Source organism: Vibrio sp. CCUG 15886 (genome assembly GCF_028570825.1).
Taxonomy (GTDB): Bacteria; Pseudomonadota; Gammaproteobacteria; order Enterobacterales; family Vibrionaceae; genus Vibrio; species Vibrio vulnificus_B.
This window is the reverse complement of record NZ_JAQQBT010000001.1, coordinates 807,843-824,405: the sequence shown is the minus strand read 5'-3', so window position 1 is coordinate 824,405 and position 16,563 is coordinate 807,843. Positions and strand designations below refer to the sequence as shown.

General features: G+C 47.1%; 17 protein-coding genes and 1 pseudogene. 10 read left to right on the top strand and 8 right to left on the bottom strand.

The features are described 5' to 3' along the window. Positions 1 to 63: 63 nt before the first annotated feature. Positions 64 to 1,218 (top strand): N-acetylneuraminate epimerase, encoded by a 1,155-nt coding sequence (locus tag PQQ36_RS03530; protein WP_080932240.1) that lies wholly within the window; start codon positions 64 to 66, stop codon positions 1,216 to 1,218. 11 nt (positions 1,219 to 1,229) lie between these two features. Next, the gene (locus PQQ36_RS03525) at positions 1,230 to 2,291 is read left to right on the top strand and encodes a YjhT family mutarotase (protein ID WP_273660338.1); all 1,062 of its coding nucleotides are present in this window, start codon (positions 1,230 to 1,232) and stop codon (positions 2,289 to 2,291) included. 136 nt (positions 2,292 to 2,427) lie between these two features. On the opposite strand, the gene PQQ36_RS03520 is transcribed toward PQQ36_RS03525, so the two are convergent. From PQQ36_RS03520 to napF, 6 genes are all read right to left on the bottom strand, one after another. Next, positions 2,428 to 2,562 (bottom strand): TIGR02808 family protein, encoded by a 135-nt coding sequence (locus PQQ36_RS03520; RefSeq protein ID WP_011152451.1) that lies wholly within the window; start codon positions 2,560 to 2,562, stop codon positions 2,428 to 2,430. A gap of 11 nt (positions 2,563 to 2,573) precedes the next feature. Next, the gene (locus PQQ36_RS03515) at positions 2,574 to 3,149 is read right to left on the bottom strand and encodes a cytochrome c3 family protein (protein WP_011081656.1); all 576 of its coding nucleotides are present in this window, start codon (positions 3,147 to 3,149) and stop codon (positions 2,574 to 2,576) included. Between the two features lie 30 nt (positions 3,150 to 3,179). Continuing rightward, positions 3,180 to 3,653, bottom strand: coding sequence for a nitrate reductase cytochrome c-type subunit (locus tag PQQ36_RS03510; protein ID WP_039467535.1), 474 nt, complete (start codon positions 3,651 to 3,653; stop codon positions 3,180 to 3,182). Positions 3,654 to 3,731: 78 nt separating this feature from the next. Then, positions 3,732 to 6,221 (bottom strand): periplasmic nitrate reductase subunit alpha, encoded by a 2,490-nt coding sequence (gene napA, locus PQQ36_RS03505; RefSeq protein WP_011152449.1) that lies wholly within the window; start codon positions 6,219 to 6,221, stop codon positions 3,732 to 3,734. Continuing rightward, on the bottom strand, positions 6,218 to 6,523 hold the full coding sequence (locus tag PQQ36_RS03500; RefSeq protein ID WP_011152448.1) for a chaperone NapD: 306 nt from the start codon (positions 6,521 to 6,523) through the stop codon (positions 6,218 to 6,220). The genes napA and PQQ36_RS03500 overlap by 4 nt, the downstream gene beginning before the upstream one ends. A 20-nt stretch (positions 6,524 to 6,543) precedes the next feature. Further along, on the bottom strand, positions 6,544 to 7,026 hold the full coding sequence (napF, locus tag PQQ36_RS03495; RefSeq protein ID WP_011152446.1) for a ferredoxin-type protein NapF: 483 nt from the start codon (positions 7,024 to 7,026) through the stop codon (positions 6,544 to 6,546). A gap of 250 nt (positions 7,027 to 7,276) precedes the next feature. Here napF and narQ point away from each other — a divergent pair, with 250 nt between their 5' ends. The 6 genes from narQ to PQQ36_RS03465 all read left to right on the top strand — a co-directional run bounded on the left by narQ (position 7,277) and on the right by PQQ36_RS03465 (position 13,340). Then, positions 7,277 to 8,992: a nitrate/nitrite two-component system sensor histidine kinase NarQ gene (gene narQ, locus PQQ36_RS03490; protein WP_011081651.1), complete on the top strand. Its 1,716-nt coding sequence runs from the start codon at positions 7,277 to 7,279 to the stop codon at positions 8,990 to 8,992. Beyond that, positions 8,989 to 9,621, top strand: coding sequence for a response regulator (locus PQQ36_RS03485; protein WP_273660337.1), 633 nt, complete (start codon positions 8,989 to 8,991; stop codon positions 9,619 to 9,621). The genes narQ and PQQ36_RS03485 overlap by 4 nt, the downstream gene beginning before the upstream one ends. A 145-nt stretch (positions 9,622 to 9,766) precedes the next feature. Then, positions 9,767 to 10,012: a hypothetical protein gene (locus PQQ36_RS03480; protein ID WP_011081649.1), complete on the top strand. Its 246-nt coding sequence runs from the start codon at positions 9,767 to 9,769 to the stop codon at positions 10,010 to 10,012. A gap of 284 nt (positions 10,013 to 10,296) precedes the next feature. Then, positions 10,297 to 11,301 (top strand): response regulator, encoded by a 1,005-nt coding sequence (locus PQQ36_RS03475; protein WP_011152445.1) that lies wholly within the window; start codon positions 10,297 to 10,299, stop codon positions 11,299 to 11,301. Further along, on the top strand, positions 11,301 to 11,741 hold the full coding sequence (locus PQQ36_RS03470; protein ID WP_011081647.1) for a PAS domain-containing protein: 441 nt from the start codon (positions 11,301 to 11,303) through the stop codon (positions 11,739 to 11,741). Before PQQ36_RS03475 ends, PQQ36_RS03470 begins: the two co-directional genes overlap by 1 nt. Positions 11,742 to 11,843: 102 nt before the next feature. Beyond that, the gene (locus PQQ36_RS03465) at positions 11,844 to 13,340 is read left to right on the top strand and encodes an NAD(P)H-hydrate dehydratase (RefSeq protein ID WP_273660336.1); all 1,497 of its coding nucleotides are present in this window, start codon (positions 11,844 to 11,846) and stop codon (positions 13,338 to 13,340) included. 164 nt (positions 13,341 to 13,504) lie between these two features. Here PQQ36_RS03465 and PQQ36_RS03460 read toward each other — a convergent pair whose 3' ends face one another. Further along, complete coding sequence (locus PQQ36_RS03460) at positions 13,505 to 14,056, bottom strand: outer membrane beta-barrel protein (protein ID WP_011081645.1); 552 nt, start codon at positions 14,054 to 14,056, stop codon at positions 13,505 to 13,507. 502 nt (positions 14,057 to 14,558) lie between these two features. On the opposite strand from PQQ36_RS03460, the gene PQQ36_RS03455 reads away from it, so the two are divergent. After that, complete coding sequence (locus PQQ36_RS03455; protein ID WP_011081644.1) at positions 14,559 to 15,605, top strand: GMP reductase; 1,047 nt, start codon at positions 14,559 to 14,561, stop codon at positions 15,603 to 15,605. Between the two features lie 259 nt (positions 15,606 to 15,864). Further along, complete coding sequence (locus PQQ36_RS03445; RefSeq protein ID WP_273660605.1) at positions 15,865 to 16,038, top strand: hypothetical protein; 174 nt, start codon at positions 15,865 to 15,867, stop codon at positions 16,036 to 16,038. A 20-nt stretch (positions 16,039 to 16,058) separates the two neighbouring features. Here the strand turns inward: PQQ36_RS03445 and PQQ36_RS03440 are convergent. Continuing rightward, positions 16,059 to 16,510 (bottom strand): annotated as a pseudogene (locus PQQ36_RS03440) (phage integrase); the annotation flags it as partial. Positions 16,511 to 16,563 lie beyond the last annotated feature (53 nt).

The window sequence follows — 16,563 nt, the reverse complement described above, 5'->3', positions numbered from 1 at the left end:
AGATAATTAGGATAAATCTTAATCAATCAAGATTGGATTCACATCAATAAGGGAATAAAAACAATGATGAAAACAAAGTATTTACTGTTACCGCTGCTGGCTTCTTCCTCTTTAGTCTCTCATATGGCGTTAGCGAACAATCACTGGCCAGATCTGCCCATAGGGGTAAAAAATGGGGTTAGCGCCCAAATAGGCAGCAAGGTTTATGTTGGTTTAGGTTCGGCAGAAAAATCCTTTTATGTATTGGACACCCAAGCGCCGCAAAACGGTTGGACATTGCTTGCTGAGTTTATTGGTCCGGAACGCAGCGGCGCGACTGCAACTGTGGTTGGTGAAAACATTTTTGTTTTTGGTGGTTCGGGCAAAGCGTCTGATGACGCAAGTTCCCCCATTATTTTTGATACGGTTTATCGCTTTGATACCCAGACGAACCGCTGGCATCAAGTGAAAACTCAAACACCTGTTGGGCTACTTGGTGCGTCTTCTTATTCGCCTGATGGTAAACAGGTGCTGTTTTTCGGTGGTTACAGTAAACCGTTGTTTGATAAGTACCTTGCTGACATTACTCGAACGGATAAGAAAGCTCAGCCTGAACAATGGCAGAAAATTGTCGATGATTACATGGGGATGGAGCCGTTAGCGTATCAATGGAATCGCGATGTTCTGAGTTTTAATCCTACTAACGATAAATGGGACGTTGTGACTCGCTCTCCCTATCTTCCTAATTGTGGCAGTGCAACAGTCATTGACGGCCCGAGTATCACGCTCATTTCTGGCGAAATCAAACCAGGTTTGAGAACCGCGGAAGTAAAAACCTTTACTTACGGTGAATTGCAGCCATGGCAAAGTACCTATGCTCTGCCAGCGGCCAAGGGACAAGCGCAACAAGAAGGAATTGCAGGAGCATATTCTGGAGTGGTGAGTAACACCCTTCTCGTCGCGGGTGGTGCAAATTTTCATGGCGCGAAAGCACAGTTTGAATCGGGCCAGATGTTCGCGCACAACGGTTTGAGTAAAGCTTACAACAGCGAAATATACGCCAAGCAAAAAGGCGTTTGGCAACAAGTGGGTCAACTGCCTGAAGGATTGGCTTATGGCGCATCATTCAGTGTTAAAGGCGGTGTATTGATGGTGGGTGGAGAACGGGCCGATCGCACTGCGAGCACTAAAGTGTACCTTGTTGGCCTCAACAATAACCAAATAGACATCGTCGATTAGCAGGAAGGGTTATGCTCAATATTCGTGAAACATTTCCCGCTTTACCCATTGGCATCAAGAATGGCATTGCGGCAAGAGTCGGCGATCGTATTTTTATTGGCTTAGGCAGTGCTGGTCAGCAGTTGTTCTACTTAGAAGATTCAAAGCGAGAGCGGGGGTGGCAACTCGCCCCTGAATTTCCCGGTTGCCGGCGAAACGATGCGGTCTGCATTGCCGTTGCTGATGGTCTTTACGTTTTCTCGGGGGCAGGCCAACCAGAGGCTACTGTAACTACACAAGTACTGATGGATGGGTATTTCTTCAATGCTGAATTATGGTGTTGGCAAGCAATACAAACCCCTCCTCCTGTTGGACTTCTTGGTGCCAGTGGTTGCGAGTGGCAACAAGGCCAACTGGCGTTTTGGGGCGGCTATAACAAAGAGACGTTCGATTCTTTTGTGGCAGAACTGAGTGATGTCGCGCCCGGTAGCGACGCTCATCGTAGTTTGCTTGAGGCTTTTATGTCTCAGCCAGTCCACGCGTATGGCTGGAATCAGAGCATTATTGGTTTTGATTGTCAGACACATCAATGGCGAGAGCTGAGCATCAATCCATATTCTGCTAACTGTGGTGCGTCTATTCTTCATTATCAAGACAATTATTTGTTGATTGAAGGTGAGATAAAACCGGGTCTTCGCAGCGTAACAACTAAGCAGTATCGCTTTTGCACCAATGGTGAAGTGGAATGTAACCGTTTCCCTTCGATCATTGATAAACAGGCATTGCACGAAGGTCTGGCGGGGGCTTTTGCTGGGACAAATCAGTGCCAACTTCTCGTGGCAGGCGGTGCCTATTTTGTCGGTAGCCAAGAAAACTATAAGAAAGGGCAGTGGTATAGCCATAAAGGGCTCATCAAACACTACAGTCGAGATATTTGGTGTTTTGATGGGGAAGGGTGGTCATGTGTTGGTCTGCTGCCTCAGGGGCTGGCTTATGGTTGCTCAGTGATGATGGAGAATACTCTTCTCTTGTTGGGAGGAGAAAACAGTCAAGGAGAAGCAACGAAACAAGTTTATGCAATTGAACTCGAATAGAGGCAGTGATAAAGGCTGATAGAGAGAGCGAAAACACCGAATAGCAAATGGTCTCAGATGCTAAAAAGAAAACCCCAGATGGGAAACCATCTGGGGTTTTGTCATCAACAAAATAGGCAAAAGAGTTGACGAATTCTTAGATGTCTTTGTCTTTACCCAAAGACAGTAACCAGAGTGAGACGGCGGCAACGCCAGCAAACCCAGTTAGAATAATGACAGGCATAGCGCTATAACCAAGAACATGCCAAATAACCGATTCCAGTGTACTCATGCTTGTTCTCCTTATTGCCAGCCTTCAACGCCGTGCATGTCAGGCAGTTTGTGAGCGATACCTTTGTGGCAGTCTACACAGGTTTTTTCGCCAGAAGCCAGTGCCGTCGAGTGCTGTTTTGCACTGCGCGCACCTTGTTCAGAAAAGTCCATGTATTCAAACTCGTGACAGTTACGACATTCCAATGAGTCATTCTTTTTCAAGCGAGCCCATTCACGTTCAGCAAGGTGAGCACGACGCTCTTGGAATTTCTCAGGTGTATCGATAGTACCGATGAAGTGGGCAAACAACTCTTTTGATGCTTGCACTTTACGGACAATCTTATCTGTCCATTCATGAGGTACGTGACAGTCGGAACAAATCGCACGAACACCAGAACGGTTAGAGTAGTGAATCGTTTCCTGGATTTCCGCAACAATTGGAGCGTGACAACCAGAACAGAACTCTTCTGAGTTAGTCGCCTCCATACCCGTGTTGAATGCGCCCCAGAATAGAAGACCACCAGCAAATCCCATGAACAGCAAAATACCCGCTGCTGCTTTACTAGGAGTGCTTAGTCGCTTCCAAAACGCTTTAAGTAATTTCATAGATAGCCTCTTTGATTCTGTTGTTGGCTATTACTTGCGCAGTGAGTCAACGCGCTCGAAATCGTTCTCTACAAGCGGTTTAGCATTCGCTTGAGGAACGTGGCACTGCAAACAGAAGTAACGACGAGGTGATACGTCAGCCAATACAGCGTCTTCACGGTTTACAAAGTGAGTCACACTGATTTTGGTTGCGCCCATTTCTTTAGCGTTTTTCCAGCTATGACACGCCAAACATTTGTTAGCATTGAGTGTTACTTCGTAGCCACGAATGTTGTGTGGAATCAATGGTGGCTGATAGATGTAATCACTGTCTAGCGTTTGTTCACGAGGGAACTTCTTAAAATCATCTGCAGGACGTGTGTCTTCAAGGTTGGTTGCACCACGTAGTGATTCTAAACCACCGATGCCGCCTGGGTTATCCAGCTCAGCTTGTGCAACACCTGCTACCAATGTCCCCAATGAAAGTGCACTTACAGATAACAGTGCCATTAATAGTTTTTTCATCATGTAATCTCCGCCTGATGGCTTAATTCTTTTCAAGCTGCCCTTAATGTCTAAGAGCAGCCTGTGCATTTCGGTCTGTTAAGCAACTTTAGTGATCTTAACTGGACACTTCTTGAAGTCTGTCTGTTTAGACAGCGGGTCAGTCGCATCAAGGATCAACTTGTTAATCAGAATTCGTGCATCAAAGAATGGTACGAATACCAAGCCTTGAGGTGGACGGTTACGGCCACGAGTTTCGACACGAACACGTACTTCACCACGTTTGTTCGAAATAAGAACCTCGTCACCACGGCGCAGACCACGTGCTTTCGCATCTTCTGGGTGGATGTAACACACTGCATCTGGAACCGCTTTGTAAAGCTCTGGAACACGACGAGTCATGGTGCCGGTGTGCCAGTGTTCAAGAACACGGCCAGTACATAGCCACATGTCGTATTCAGCATCTGGAGACTCAGGTGGCGCCTCGTAAGGGGCTGAGATGATCAGTGCTTTGCCATCAGGTTTGCCGTAGAAGTCCCAGCCAGAGCCTTTCTTCGCATAGGGATCCGAGCCTTCTTTGTAACGCCAAAGTGTTTCTTTGCCGTCAACCACTGGCCAACGTAAACCGCGAACAGTGTGGTAAACATCGTATGGTGCTAGGTCGTGACCATGGCCGCGGCCAAACTCAGCGTATTCTTCGAACAGACCTTTCTGTACGTAGAAGCCAAAGTGGTGTGAATCATCGTTAAGCTGGCGAGCTTCCGACAGTGGGAACTTATCCACTTGCCCGTTAGCGAACAGCATGTCGTACATGGTTTTACCACGGTACTGAGGCGCTTTCGCTAGAAGCTCTTCTGGCCACACCTCTTCCATCTTGAAGCGTTTAGAGAACTCCATCACTTGCCACAAGTCAGATTTCGCTTCACCGACTGTACCGACTTGTTGATACCAAGCTTGAGTACGACGCTCTGCGTTACCGTAAGCGCCTTCTTTTTCGATCCACATTGCTGTAGGAAGGATTAGGTCAGCCGCTTGCGCTGTCGCCGTTGGGTATGGGTCAGACACGACGATGAAGTTTTCAGGGTTACGGTAACCTGGTAGACGTTCACCATTGATGTTCGGGCCAGCTTGCATATTGTTGTTACACTGAACCCAGTAACAGTTCAGTACACCGTCGTGCAGCATGCGGTCTTGAAGAACCGCGTGGAAACCTGGTTTTGGTGGAATGGTGCCTTCAGGCAGTTTCCAAATTTTCTCAGCAATCGCACGGTGTTTCGGGTTCGCAACGACCATGTCTGCAGGCAGACGGTGTGCAAATGTACCTACTTCACGAGCTGTACCACAAGCAGATGGCTGGCCAGTCAACGAGAATGGGCTGTTACCCGGAGTTGCGATTTTTCCGGTTAGTAGGTGGATGTTGTAAACAAGGCTGTTCATCCACACGCCACGAGTATGTTGGTTCATACCCATTGTCCAAAGTGACATCACTTTGGTGTTCGGATCCGCATACTGTTTTGCAAGTTCAATCAGTTTGTCTTGCGCAACGCCAGACATCTCTGATGCTTTTTCAACCGTGTATGGTGCAACCGATTTTTTGTACTCTTCAAACGAAATGGAGGTCATATTGCCCGAGTTCGGGTTTTTCGCTTGTTTCTGCAGCGGATCATCGTCACGCAAGCCGTAACCGATATCGGTAGTCGCTTGTTTGAAGTTGGTGTGTTTATTAACGAAATCCCAATTTACGGCATCGTTTTGGATGATGTAGTTTGCGATGAAGTTTGCGATCGCCAAATCAGATTGAGGCTTGAAAATGTAACCGCTGTCTGCCAGTTCAAAAGAACGGTGGTAGTAAGTAGAAAGTACGTTTACTTTAACATGCGGGTGGCTTAGTCGGCGGTCAGTGATACGAGTCCAAAGAACAGGGTGCATTTCTGCCATGTTTGAACCCCAAAGCACGAAAGAATCTGCGTGTTCGAAGTCATCGTAACAACCCATTGGTTCATCGATACCAAAGGTACGCATAAAACCAACTACCGCAGATGCCATACAGTGACGAGCGTTCGGGTCGATGTTGTTCGAGCGGAAACCCGCTTTCATCATTTTCGCCGCCGCGTAACCTTCCATTACCGTCCACTGGCCAGAACCAAACATACCGATGCTTGTTGGGCCTTTCTTCGCCAGAGAAGCTTTCCACTTCTCAGCCATGGTGTCGAATGCCACATCCCAAGACACAGGCGTGAAGTCACCTTCTTTGTCGTATTTGCCATCTTTCATACGTAAAAGTGGCTGAGTCAGACGGTCCTGACCGTACATGATCTTCGATAGGAAGTAACCTTTGATACAGTTCAAGCCTTTGTTTACCGGTGCTTCAGGGTCACCTTGTGTTGCAACGACTTTACCGTTCTGAGTACCTACGAGTACAGAACAGCCTGTACCACAGAAACGACAAGGAGCCTTGTCCCATGTGATTTTGGTTTGGTCTGAGCTTGCGATCAGGTTTGCTGCTGAAGCAGGCAGTGTAATGCCAGCTACTGCCGCCGCTGATGCAGCTGCGTTTGCTTTCACAAACGCACGTCTTGTCATTTTCATACTTCACCCTCGATTTGGGAATGTTGTGTTCCAGTGTCTTCGTCCGTGTCATCCAGATCGGTTTCAATTTGGTGATAAACCAGAACCGTGCTGAGAACGTTCGGTAAATTGTTGATGGTTTCAATGGTGTCGGTAACGAAACCTTGGTTTTCGGTTTCCAGAACCACGACGATTTTGCCTTCTGGGCTATCACCATAAATTTCCGCGTTCTCGATGGCTTCGATCTGCGTCTTTATCGTGCCTAAGTGCTCAGGGGCCACGTGTACCACTAAACTTGAAATATGCACTTCATTTAGTGCCATAATTCTCTCTCATTATTCTTTTATTCGTTTATGCTCACATTGATGGATGAAGAAGGGCAAACCGAAACACAAGCGCCACATCCACTACATTCATCAAGGTTTATCTGAGGTTGTGCGACCTTGCCGATTTCCAATTTGAATTGGATAGCCATGGGTTCACACATCTCGCCACAACTGCGACATTCCACGTTGTGGTACGACAAACAGGACTCATTTATTATTGCCCTCGCTTGCCAAGGTTGCGCATCTTTCGCTAAAAAAAGTGACTCGGGACAGACTTCTGCGCAACGGTAACAAAACGTACATTCATCAATAGAGAAATCGACGGTAGGAAAGCCTCCGTCGCCTTTAACAATGATTTGAGTTTCACATTGCTCAACGCATTTACCACATCGAGTGCATTGATCGGTAAACTGCATGCGATCAGCCAACCAGGGAAGACGAATTAAGCCGTCATCGACTTTTTTTCTGGAAAATAAACGTCTTCTTGAAAGGTCTACCACTGTACTATCCTGAGTTTAAGAAACATGACTTAATGTTAGTTCACATTTCTCATTAATAAACTGTCATTTAAGCGCACATAAATTGTAGTTTTTGACATATTTGTATAAATACCCCTTAGGGGGTAATTAAGAGGCAATGTTGTTTTAGATCAATAAATTCCGGCGAGAGTGATCACATATTGATATTGTTAACAGAAAAACGTGAAACGGAGAGGCTTCGCTGCCGTTTTGTTAGTGAAGAGGTTATAAATTGCTAAAAACGGTGAAAAAGTCAGTAACAAGCACGATTGCGAAGGCAATGGGCTTGATCTTGCTGTTATCTATTGCAACGACCAGTTTTGCAATTATCAACCTAGCTTCTAGCTTGAATGATGCCGAGGCAGTCAACGTGGCAGGCTCGATGCGCATGCAAAGCTACCGTTTAGCCCATGATATTCAAATCAATGCGCAGGATTATTCCTCTCACATCTATTTGTTTGAGCGTTCGATATACTCGCCTTCCATGAAAGCACTGCAAAATTGGACAGTGCCTGATGACATTACCCACGACTACTATCGTTTGATCATGCGTTGGCACGAATTAAAAGAAGTGCTGCAAAGTAAAGATAGAGAACGCTACTTGGTTTTGGTCGCTGGCTTTGTTTCACAAATTGACGCTTTTGTTTTTAAGCTGCAACATTTTTCCGAGCAAAAGCTGATCAAGCTCGCTTGGGTCGGTGGTTTAGGCTTGGGTGGGATTTTATTGGTGAGCATTTTTGTTGTTCACTTTGTGCGTCGTGAAGTGGTTACGCCACTCAAGGCGATGGTCACCGCCAGTGAGCAAATTCAATCGCGCTCGTTTGATGTTTCCCTCAATGTCACCAGTGATAATGAAATGGGTATCCTCACCAGAACCTTCAACAATATGGCGGCTGACCTGGGTAAACTCTACCGAGGGCTGGAACAAGCGGTGAATGAGAAGACGCACAAGCTGCAACACGCCAATCAGTCTCTTCAGGTGCTGTACCATTCCTCTCAAGAGCTGACGGCGTCACGCATCAGCCAAGAGAACTTCCAAGCGATTTTGAGACACATTGTGAGTATCGAAGGCATTGTGTCCGCCAAATTAGAGATTGAAGAGATCGGCGAGCGTAACTTGGTGCTCACTGAAGGTCCTAAATGCGTCGGGCGTTGTAATCAAAAAGCGTTAACGCTCGATGGGCAACACCTAGGGTATTTGCATTGGTGCAGCGGTTTGCCGTGCCCAGATCAAGCGTTGATCGACAACTTCGTGCAAATCCTATCGCGTGCGGTCTACTACAATCAGGCGCAAAGACAAGCGGAACAACTACTTTTGATGGAAGAACGAGCGACGATTGCGCGCGAGTTACATGATTCGTTGGCACAATCTCTTTCTTACCTCAAGATTCAGGTATCATTGCTCAAACGCAGTGTCGCGAAGTTGAACGATGAGCCTCAGCTAGCGCGCACCAATCAAGTGATTGCAGAATTAGATACTGGGTTGTCGTCGGCATATACCCAATTACGCGAACTGCTGACAACTTTCCGACTCACGATTAAAGAAGGCACCTTTGGTCAAGCGCTACAAGAAATGGTGGTGCAACTGGGGGATCAAACGGAAGCGGAGATTCATTTAACCAATGATCTTTCGTCGGTGGAACTGGACGCTCACCAACAAGTGCATTTGTTGCAATTGATTCGTGAAGCCACCATCAACGCCATTAAACACTCTAAAGCTGCCAACATTCGGATCGAATGTTGTGAAGAAGGGGAGTGGGTCACGGTATCCGTGAGTGATGATGGGGTAGGGTTTGATCAGTGTAACCAGAAATTGAATCACTACGGCATGTCTATCATGCAAGAGCGAGCGGCGCGTTTGAACGGATCGTTATCGGTCACCGCATCGCCACAGAATGGTTGTGCTGTAGTGTTAAAATATCAACGTATTAAGGAAACACGAATTTGACGGTGTGTAGAGTAATGTTGGTGGACGATCATCCCTTGATGCGTCGTGGTATTAACCAACTATTAAGCTTTGAAGAGCAATTTGAAGTGGTCGCAGAAGCCAGTAATGGCACTGAGGCCGTTGCCAAAGCGCATGAAAACGAATTAGACCTCATCTTGTTGGATCTCAACATGAAAGGCATGTCTGGTTTGGATACCTTAAAAGCATTGCGAGCTGATGGCTGTGAAGCCAGTATCGTTATCTTAACCGTATCAGATAGCCCCGCTGACATCGAAGCCATCGTAAAAGCAGGCGCGGATGGCTACCTTTTGAAAGATACTGAGCCCGATGAGTTGGTGGAGTTGCTTGAGAAAGCGCATTTGGGCGACAAAGCCTACAGCCGCGTTGTCGCGAAATACTTGCTGCAACGTGAAGAGAACATCGATGTCTTTGATGAACTGACCGAGCGTGAGCGCCAAATTCTACAAGAAGTGGCGCGTGGTTTTCGCAACAAGCAGATCGCAGACCGATTGTTTATCTCTGAATCGACGGTCAAAGTGCACATGAAGAGCTTGTTGAAAAAACTCAAAGTGCCTTCGCGCACCGCGGCGACAGTGCTGTTTCTTGAACGCTATGGTGAACTAAAGTAACGCAACATGCTTGGTCGATGTTGACGTTTATTGGGCTTCATTTTGCTAATCAGGTTAACTAAGACTTAAGTCCAAGAGATCTCTTTGCCTCATACCGCTACTATGATACCAAGCAGTAACAATAGCGGTAGATGAGAGGGATCACATGGAAGCGGGTTTATACATGCTTGAAAAAGCCATACTGTTGCTAGGCATACTTTTCGTGCTAACAGGCGTTATTCAGTATGGAAAACGCAGCCAAGATTGGCGAGGAATTGCAACGATGTTCTACAAACGCATTCCGATGTCGATCAGTGAGTTTAAATGGTATCGCCTTGGCATTGGTTTGTGTCTGTTTGCGGTGGTAATGCGTTTTGGCCTAATGATCATTTTCCCTGTCTACACTCTTTAATACATTCTCAATCAAAAGCGCCTAATTCGTTGGGCGCTTTCTCTTTTTTTGTATGGAAAACGAACAAAAGTTAAACGCTTTTCCTTAACTAATTCTTATTTAAAAGATTTTTGTTACCGAGGCCATAGAAAATCGTTCCCACCCTAGAAGTTATTTCGTATTCTCGTTAAATAACGTTCATACTTATAGCGAACAACAATAATAAATACGTCAGTTTCCGTACGTCATTTAGTATCTATCTGTTAAACTTGTTGCAGTGGAATACCTGTCAAAAGGGTGGTTGAATGTCTTTTCCTGTACTCATCTGTGATGACTCAGCGCTTGCTCGAAAGCAAATGGCTCGCTCACTACCTGCTTCTTTGAATGCGGATATTACATTCGCAGTGCATGGTCTTAACGCATTAGAAGAACTGAGCCAAAAACAATTTAAATTAATGTTCCTTGATCTCACCATGCCGGAGCTGGATGGCTTTGGAACATTAGAAGAAATGCGAAAACGTGGTGACAATACGCCCGTTATCGTTGTCTCCGGCGATATCCAACCCAAAGCGAAAGAACGCGTTTTCGCATTGGGAGCAAAGGCATTTATTCAAAAGCCGATCGGCCAAGATGAACTGAAAGCTACACTCAAAGAGTTGGTGGAGCCAGCATCGGTGCCGCAAGTTGTCACGCCAAGAACCATCGAACTGCCGATTTTGCGTCGCCGTGACATCTACATGGAAGTGGCGAACGTTTCCATTGGTCGCGCTGCAGATGCGTTGGCAAGGCATTTTGATGTGTTTGTAAACTTGCCGCTACCGAACGTGAATATCTTTGAGCTCAGCGAGCTGCACATGGCGCTGCGCGATTTGGCGGAAAGTGACAACGTTTCCGGCGTATGCCAAGGTTTCAGTGGTGAAGGGATTGCGGGAGAGGCTCTCGTCTTGCTCAGCGATTCCAGTGTTGCCGACCTGAAAAAACTGATGAAAGTACCGGCAGACAGCGAAGAACTGGAAGAGCTCGAGCTTCTTATGGACGTTTCCAATATCTTAGTTGGCTCCTTCCTGAATGGCTTAGGGCAGCAAGCGGAAGTGCGTTTTTTCCAAAGCTCTCCTGTCTTGTTAGGTCAGCATATCTCAATTGATTCTGTGATTGAAAATACAACCGGCTCATTTACCAAAACCATGACGTTTGAAGTGAGTTATACCATTGAAAATACGTCAATTCGTTGTGACTTACTGTTTATGTTCGTTGATGAGTCACTGCCGTTGTTAGACAACAAACTCGCCTATCTGATGGAGGACTTCTAATGCTTAATCTTCCTGCAGAATTTGAACAGTTCCACTGGATGGTGGACATGGTGCAAAACGTCGACATGGGTTTGATCGTGTTGGATACCGATTACAATGTGCAAGTGTGGAATGGTTTTATGACGCACCACAGTGGCAAACAAGCGCACGACGCCATTGGCAAATCGATCTTTGAACTCTTTCCAGAGATCCCCCAAGAGTGGTTCAAATTAAAAACCAAGCCTGTGTACAACTTGGGTTGTCGTAGCTTTATCACCTGGCGTCAGCGCCCGTATTTGTTCCGCTGCCGCAACGTACGCCCAGTGACACAGCAAGCGGAGTTCATGTATCAAAACGTGACTCTTAACCCGATGCGCACACCCACAGGGCAAGTGAAATCACTGTTTCTCTCCATACAAGATGCCACCGCAGAAGCGATCATGGCGCAGCAACATCAATAGCATTTTGTCGAGCAATTTGTGCAAACTCTCTTTTAAGCCAAGGTTTTCCTTGGCTTTTTCGTCTATAGTCATCGTAGAGCTTTCAGTAACGCGCAAAATAAGGTGACTGCCATGGATTTACGCAAAGCACTGTATACCGCAAAGCAAGTAAGAGAAGGGGAAGTGGGCGCTGCCGCCAATGCGGGCGTGACACTCTATGAGCTGATGGAAAGGGCAGGGCGCGCCACATTCGCTGTGATTCTTAACTATTATCCAGCGGTATCACGCTTATGTGTGGTTTGTGGCAAGGGAAATAATGGCGGTGATGGCTATGTGGTTGCTCGGTTAGCTCTGCAGCAAGGTTTGCATGTGGTGCTGATTCAAAGTGGTGATGCAGAGAGTTTAAGCGGAGATGCCAAACAAGCACAGCAAGCGTGGCGAGACGCTGGAGGAGAGATATCTGACACCACCAGCCTCAACGCGGCACTTTCAGACTGCGATTTGGTGGTGGATGCTCTGCTGGGTACAGGCCTAGCAGGCGCTGTTCGTGAAGAGATGGCCAAGGTCATAGACACGGTCAACCTCGCGGGAAAACCGATTGTGTCAGTGGATATTCCGTCCGGGCTTTGTGCTGATACCGGCCAAGCGCTTCCTGACGCTATTCATGCCGATCACACCGTCACCTTCATTGGTACCAAACAAGGGCTCGTCACGGGAAAAGCGAGAGCCTTTTGCGGAGCGATACATTTTGCTGACCTTGGCATCGGTGCTGAATTTGCCAAATTGTTCCCGAGTTTCAAGACAACAATTGAGCGCGATGAGATTACTCAATGGCGACTTACCAGAGACCGCTGCGCTCATAAAGGCGACCATGGACGTGTTGTGTTGATTGGGGGTAACCGCGGCATGTCTGGGGCAATCTCATTAGCGGCAACCGCTTGCGCGCGCAGTGGCGCAGGTTTGGTGGCCGCGCTGACGCATCCAGAATCCGCCTTGCCGCTGCAAATCCATTGCCCTGAAGTGATGACGCTGGGCTATAACGAAGACAAGAGAGAGCTCGAAAAGAAACTCGATTGGGCCGATGTACTCGTGGTGGGGCCGGGTTTAGGAACCGATGAATGGGCAAAAAAACGTTGGAACGACATTGCCAATTTCCAAGGCCCAATGGTGTTAGATGCCGATGGTTTGAACTGGCTTGCGCGCTACCCAAACCACAATGATCAGCGCATTATTACCCCGCATCCGGGAGAAGCCGCAAGGTTGCTCGGCTGTAGTGTCAATGAAGTCGAAGCCGATCGATTTGCCGCGATTTCAGTGCTGCAAAGCCAATACGGAGGTGTGGTGGTCCTTAAAGGGGCTGGAACTCTGATTTGCGATGGTACGCAGACTTTCGTGTGTAACGCTGGCAACCCTGGCATGGCTACGGGGGGAATGGGCGATGTGCTTTCCGGTGTGATTGGTGCATTATTAGCACAGAAGCTGCCATTATTGAGAGCCGCATCGCTAGGCGTGCTTTTACACAGTTGTGCGGCGGATATTTGTGCGACGGAAAAAGGGGAGATAGGTTTACTGGCCTCCGATTTGTTCGACAAAATTCGTCAGTTGCTGAACGCTGATTGAACGTATCCCGCTACATTGTGACGGCTTATCTTTCACCGAGTTTGCCGAGCATAGAGTTCACCCCATTTGTCTCTTCGGTAAGGTGAGGCAGAGACAAATGAATATAGGCTCAAACCACCTAGATGGCGGTTTGAGCACATCAAACAGGCAGAACGTTCTGCCGCTTAGAACGAGAACTTCACGCCAGCACTCACTGAGGTAGCGTGCTCATCATTCGGCAGCATCTGATAAGTGACAGCGGCATCTAGCGTTAAACGTTGATCAAACGGAGAGGCTAAGCTCACCCCTGCACTGGCATAAGGTTTAAAGCTGTCATCCGTGGTGGTTTTTTCCGCAGACGTCACCGTGTCCCACTTCGTCAACTCTGACTCAATGTAACTTGCCCCAGCTTTTCCGTAGATACTGAGCGCGCCAAGGTGTTGATCGACCCTCAAGCCCACACCATACGCGTTATAGGTTTGTACAAAATCTTTCGAGTTGGCCGCCACACTGCTGTTTACCGTCTCTACCTTTTTATAACTCACGTCAGCGGAAAGAAAATCGGTAATGCGATGGTTGTAGCCGACTTGGAAAAAGTAAGCGAGTTCTTCTTCGTTGCCATTACTTACCATTGTTGCTCCCACGTTGGTGTACATGGAGCCCATTTCCCCTTTTGCGTATGCCGCAGCAGGAAGCGTAGTCACTAATGCAAGAGTGATTAAAGAGAGTTTTTTCATTATCGACACTGCCTTTGTTGTTCATTTGCCGAGCGGCAAAAGTGTTACTTGTTTATTCCTTAATACCTTACTAAGCAAAAAACAGTCCGCTTTTCATACTAAAAGTTTAGGAGGGTTAACAAAAAAGTGAGAAGGTTGATAAGCAGCGATCACCTGGTTTAGGTCACATCTTGAGAAAAAAACGGATATGGGTGAACAAATAGCCAAAGCATTGCGCAAGCGTTTGCGAACGGTTTCTTAACTAACGGTATGAATTAAAAGATAAAAAAGAAATTAAGAGAGCAATAAAGGGGAGTGGGTATGGAATCTCTGCGATGGTAGCACAAAAAAATTTAAAAAATCAGACTTGTCGAAAAAAAATCGCGACCTATAATGCTGAAAACCGGAGCGTCTGCCAACGCTCCGGTTTTTTTGTGTCCGAAGAACAGTAACCTCGTCTGCCAACTTGGTTACTACGCACTTTGCGATGACACATACAAGTTATGAATCAAGGAATTACACAATGCGTATCGAACAAGAACTTAAGTTAGGTTTTAAAGACGTCCTGTTTCGCCCGAAACGTTCTACCCTGAAAAGCCGTTCTCAAGTAAATTTAACCCGCGAGTTTACATTCAAACATAGTGGTCGTCAATGGTCTGGCGTGCCTGTCATTGCTGCCAATATGGACTCTGTGGGCAGCTTCGAAATGGCGAAAGCACTTTCTCAGCACGGTGTAATGACCGCCATCCACAAACACTACACCGTTCAAGATTGGGCCGATTTCGTCAAAGACGCTGACAGCGAAACCTTGAACAAAGTAATGGTTTCAACCGGCACATCGGAAGCTGACTTCCAAAAAACCAAAGATGTCATGGCGCTTTCCGATGAGCTGATTTTCATCTGTATCGATATCGCCAACGGCTATTCAGAGCACCTAGTACAATACGTTCAGCAAGTTCGCGCCGCGTTCCCAGACAAAGTGATCTCAGCCGGTAACGTCGTCACTGGCGATATGGTGGAAGAATTGATACTTGCTGGTGCAGACATCGTGAAAGTGGGTATCGGCCCAGGTTCAGTATGCACCACTCGCGTGAAAACAGGCGTTGGTTACCCTCAGCTTTCTGCCATCATTGAGTGTGCCGATGCTGCGCACGGTCTTGGTGGCCGTATTATCGGTGACGGTGGCTGTGCGTGCGCTGGCGATGTAGCGAAAGCCTTCGGCGGTGGTGCAGATTTCGTGATGCTAGGCGGCATGCTCGCTGGCCACGAAGAATCAGGCGGTGAAATTGTGCTAAAAGACGGCGAAAGCTACATGAAATTCTACGGCATGTCGTCAAAGAGCGCGATGGACAAGCACTCTGGCGGCGTCGCAGGCTACCGAGCAGCGGAAGGAAAAACTGTACTATTGCCTTACCGTGGCAGCGTTCACGGCACCATTCAAGACATCCTTGGTGGCGTGCGTTCAACTTGTACTTACGTAGGCGCAGCCGAACTTCGCGAGCTAACCAAACGCACCACGTTCATCCGCGTTCTTGAGCAAGAGAACAACGTGTTTGGTAAAGAGAAGTAAGCCGACACTTCGAAAATCACAAACTATCTAGAGCCGCTTTTGCGGCTCTTTTTTTACGACAACAAGGGTAAGTGGCGACAGATGCTAGGCTAATACCGAGTTTGTTCTTCAATATGTAGCAAAACAGCGTGTAGCTCTCTTCAAACAAAGTAGCTGAGGTTGGCTTAATGATTGGGGCGGTTTTTTCTGGTCTTCGTTAATGTATAGCCCAGAGTTGCGCTACTTGGCTTACTTTTTGAGTCTAAATAGCTGTGCCTAAATGCAGAACACTGGTCTGTCAAAAGAAGGGAACTCGGTACCGTTTGAGCAATTGCAAACTGACAGCAGCAACTATACCGAGTCACATCACTTGTTGTCATTCTCGCGCACGCGGGAATCCATTCCTCCGCGCCTACCGTATGAAGCGTTTACAGGTACACTTACCGCAAAATAGAGCAAACCGACAGCAAAACGTAAACACCACCTTAAAACGAGCTAACTCAGAGTTGAGTGTCGATACACTCGGCTTGCCACGATTCCAGGGCGATTCATCAACAAACACCAAGTCCCCTGACATCCTTTTACTGCGGAAATCGGAATACATTATAGAAGAGAACGCAGATGCGACAGGGTTGCCCATCGCTTTTGCCATGTGGTGAAACTTTTTAATGATGACTTCACCCTTGACCAACGTGCGACCATAGTGAGCGAACCACAGCTCAACCAAATCAGATAAACGTCGATTATCAGGTTTATTGCCTTTCCAGGGTTTGTTGTCCACCTCTCTCATGAGAAAGAGCTCATACGAACTCGCTTCGCCTTTTGTAGCAAAGCGTTTTCTAACCCGTTTGTTGTTCCGGCCATTTGGATAGCACTCGCATAGCCATGGTTTTTTTTGAGGCATCTTTTAAATTTTTAATTGACATAGTAGAGTAAAATGGCTGTATATAAACACAGTTCAAATCGGGCTGGTATGTTA